This is a genomic window from Photorhabdus temperata (assembly GCF_025384845.1).
GTDB classification, from domain to species: Bacteria; Pseudomonadota; Gammaproteobacteria; order Enterobacterales; family Enterobacteriaceae; genus Photorhabdus; species Photorhabdus temperata.
Genome location: NZ_JAJAFX010000125.1, coordinates 1 through 4071 on the forward strand (window position 1 = coordinate 1; position 4071 = coordinate 4071).

Consider the following 4071-nt stretch of genomic DNA (forward strand, 5'->3'; position numbering starts at 1 on the left):
CAGTGACGGAGCCGCCACAAAGCGCCAGTGAGCTTCAACCGGCTTCTTTAGCTGCCCGGCCTGAGTTGCCAGTAGCACCGGTGCCCTGTGAGCGCACGGCCTGCGGTGAACTGCTGATGAAAAGCGGACCCCGGGTCTGGCGGATACGGGGGATGAAAAAATCCCCGGTGCCGGATGTGATGAAGGTGAATGTGCAGGTGCGCGATGAAACGTCCGGCCTGTTCCATGTGGATACGCTGGACATGTACCATGCGCGGCATCGTCAGAACTACATCAGCACGGCGGCGCAAGAGCTGGCATGCGAGCCGTCTGTGATTAAACGCGAAGCCGGGCGGGTGCTGCTGATGCTGGAACAACAACAGGATGCCGAGCAGCGAGCGGAGGCCGAAGCCTCAGGGACAACGGCGGTGACGGTCAGCGCGGAAGACGAAGCCACCGCGCTGGCGTTGCTGACATCACCGAACTTAACAGAACAGATTATCAACGACATGGCCGCCTGCGGGGTGGTCGGCGAATCCACCAATCTGTTGACCGGGTATCTGGCGGCGGTCTCGCGCAAACTCGATAAACCGCTGGCCGTGCTGATACAAAGCAGTTCCGCTGCCGGGAAATCGTCCCTGATGGAGGCGGTGCTGAACCTGATGCCGGAAGAGGAACGTATCCAGTACTCGGCGATGACCGGGCAGAGCCTCTACTATCTGGGGGAAACCAGCCTGCAACACAAAATACTGGCGATAGCCGAAGAAGAAGGCGTGCGGCAGGCGGCCTATGCCCTGAAACTGTTGCAGTCCGACGGCGAGCTGAAAATCGCCAGCACCGGCAAGAACGAACAGAGCGGCGAACTGGTGACGCGGGAATACAAGGTACAGGGACCGGTGATGCTGATGTTAACGACGACGGCCATTGATGTGGATGAAGAGCTGCTGAACCGCTGTCTGGTGCTGACGGTCAACGAATCGCGCGAGCAGACGCAGGCCATCCACGCCATGCAGCGGCACCGCCAGACGCTGGCCGGGTTGCTGGCTGACTCGGAGAAAAGCTATCTGACGCAGTTACACCAGAATGCCCAGCGCCTGTTAAGGCCGCTGAAAGTGGTGAATCCGTATGCGCACCAGCTCACTTTTTTAAGCGATAAAACCCGGATGCGGCGCGACCATATGAAATACCTGACGCTGATACAAGCCATTGCCTTGCTGCACCAGTATCAACGTGAAGTGAAGAAAACCACCCACCGCGGACAGGTCATCGAATATATCGAAGTCACCCAAGACGACATTACCCTGGCTAACCAGCTGGCGCATGACGTGCTGGGGCGCACGCTGGATGAAATGCCGCCGCAGACGCGTAAGCTGTTACTGCTGATACAGGCGATGGTGAACGCACAGGCGCAAATCCAGCACTGCCAGCCAAACGAAGTGCGCTTTACCCGGCGGGATATCCGCGCCTTTACCCACTGGAGCGACAGCCAGCTTAAGAATCATTGTCAGCGTCTCACCGAAATGGAATACCTGCTGTCGCATGGCGGCAGCCGGGGGCACCTGCTGCATTATGAACTGCTGTGGGACGGGGAAGACAACGGCGCGGCGCACCTGTGCGGCCTGCTGGATGTCGGAGAACCGGACTCAGAAACGGCAGGCAGTGAACGCAAGTCTGACCCGGAAGGTGGCAAGTCTTCCCTAAGTCTGGGGCAAGTCTGGTCTAAGTCTGGGGAAGAAAAACCCGCGTCAGCCCAGACAGCACAAGGTTCTGCGGGTGCACAAGTCCGGGCAGATGAAAACGCAGTTATCAGGGAAAATAATCACGGAGACGCATTGCCCGTGCCCGACAGGGATAAAACGCCGGCAGCCGTCCCGACAGGTCAGGAGAGCAAGTCTGACTTCAATGAACGCAAGTCTGCCTCAAGTCTGGGTCAAGTTAGGGTCAAGTCTGGGACGAAAAAATCCCCATCAGGGCAGGCAGAACACGGGTTCAGCGTGCCGCAAGTCGGGGTAACGGAAGACACAGTGATAAAAGGAAAAAAGAAAACACGCCCCTTGTCTGCGCCCGCCACTCAATCTCAACCGGAAGTCAATCATGGCAAACCGTAAACCGCGCAAAGGAAGTCTCCTGACCGTCGATGACGTCTACCGTCAGCCGGTGGGTCCGGCACATGACCCGAAGAGCCTGTATGCGTTGCTGCTGCGCTTTGTGGCGTGGCGGCAGGAGCGGAACTGGTCGGAAACCACGCTGAAAGTACAGACCCATCACACCTATCGCTTCATCCTATGGGCCACGGAACGGGGCCTGTACTATGCCGCGGATATCACGCGGCCGATACTGGAACGTTACCAGCGCTACCTGTACCAGTACCGCAAGACCAACGGAGAGCCGCTGAGCATCCGCACCCAACGCACGCAGTTGCAGCCGTTACAGGTGTGGTTCAAATGGCTGACGAAACAGAATCTGATACTGGCGAACCCGGCAGCGGACATTGAGTTGCCGCGGGAAGAAAAACGGCTGCCAAAGTATATCCTGAGCATTGATGAAATCGAGCATATCCTGTCGCTGCCTGACCCGCATACGTTGCAGGGCGCGCGCGACCGGGCCCTGATGGAGCTGCTCTGGTCAACGGGGATACGGCGCAGTGAAGCGGCCCGGCTCGATATCTACAGCATTGACGGGTCACGCAAAACCGTGACCATCCGGCAGGGCAAGGGCAATAAAGACCGGGTGTTGCCCCTCGGCGAACGGGCTTTAAGCTGGCTCCAGTTCTATCAGCAACAGGTCCGCCCGCAACTGCTGGTCACCCCGGACCTTCAATCGCTGTTCGTGGCGATGGACGGGCTAGACGGGTTGCAACCGAACGGTATCACCCATGCCGTGAGCGGCTATATCCGGGCCGCCGGCATCGAGAAAAAAGGTGCCTGCCACCTGTTCCGGCACGCGATGGCAACCCAGATGCTGGAGAACGGGGCGGACCTGCGCTGGATACAGGCGATGTTAGGCCATGCCAGCGTGGAATCCACCCAGGTGTATACGCAGGTCTCTATCCGGGCCTTGCAGGCGGTACACGCCAGTACGCATCCGGCGGAGCAAATGGCCGACGAAAAAGTCAGCGACGCCGATGAAGTGGGTTTACTGGCCGACCTGTACGCCGAAGACAACGCCGACGCTGACACGCCGCCGGACAGCCCGGCGCCGACCTGAAACCTCAATATCCTCTGACCGTCCGTCCGCCCCCGTTAAGTTGGGCGGGTTCGGTGTGGGGGCAGACCGTGGCCGGACTGCCCGTCAGCCTCGGCGCACGCGGGGGTAAATAGTCGTCAGGCGGCCCAACCGCTGACGTCCCCGTTGAGCCGGTCCAGGCCGCCCAACGCCTATTGAACATAATGCGGGGGGAATTATACGCACTGCGCCGGTGAGCCCGGGCAATCACTTGAGCATTGATGAGCGGCTTAATGCGTATAATTGGCATTATGTCTTGCGCCCCCGCGGGTCAGCATTGGCGGGTGTGGCGCACAAGGCTGCGCCTTCTGCTGTCAGCGTCTGAGCCGGCCATCGACAATCCCGCGTGCTTCTTTAGCTGCCGTGTTATCGTCCAGCCAACCCCCCTAAAGGCAGGTCGGCCTGCGGCCTCCGCTCATTGACTTCCCCCCGCCCCAACCCTGCTGCACTGGCTGCGCGCGGCTCGCACTGCGCTGCGCTCCGTTGCTCGTTCCCGTGCTCGCCATCTCCGCCCCGTGCAGCCCCCGGGGGCTTCCCTGAACCCAGCGAGGTCATGCAAAGCCGAGCCTGGTCTGAAACGCCCGTGCCTCAGAGCGTCGCAGGGGCGCCGCTTGCGGGCTCTCTGCCGCCCGCGCCCGCAGAACGGGCGCCCGCCGCCCAAACAAGTTGGGCGACGTTCGCCCGTTGCCGAAAAAGGCGCTACACTGACAAGGGCTTGGCGGGGAAAACCGGCCTTCGGGTACGAAAAGCGCGTCAGGGGGTTTTGAGTTCGGCGACAAAGCAGCACGGGAAAAACCGGGTGGTAACTGACTGAGGGCATTAGGAAAATCGGCGTTCGGTAATCAGCTTCGCAATGGAATGGGTTGT

General features: G+C 60.2%; 2 protein-coding genes and 1 pseudogene. 2 read left to right on the plus strand and 1 reads right to left on the minus strand.

The features are described from left to right. Positions 1-2087 (plus strand): annotated as a pseudogene (locus LGZ99_RS23600) (DNA primase); the annotation flags it as partial. After that, entirely contained in the window at positions 2074-3186 is a 1113-nt protein-coding gene (gene xerC, locus LGZ99_RS23605; protein ID WP_262979757.1) for a site-specific tyrosine recombinase XerC, read from the plus strand. The pseudogene LGZ99_RS23600 and the gene xerC, both read left to right, overlap by 14 nt. A 4-nt stretch (positions 3187-3190) precedes the next feature. Here xerC and LGZ99_RS23610 read toward each other — a convergent pair whose 3' ends face one another. Beyond that, positions 3191-3454, minus strand: coding sequence for a hypothetical protein (locus LGZ99_RS23610; protein WP_262979758.1), 264 nt, complete (start codon positions 3452-3454; stop codon positions 3191-3193). Positions 3455-4071 lie beyond the last annotated feature (617 nt).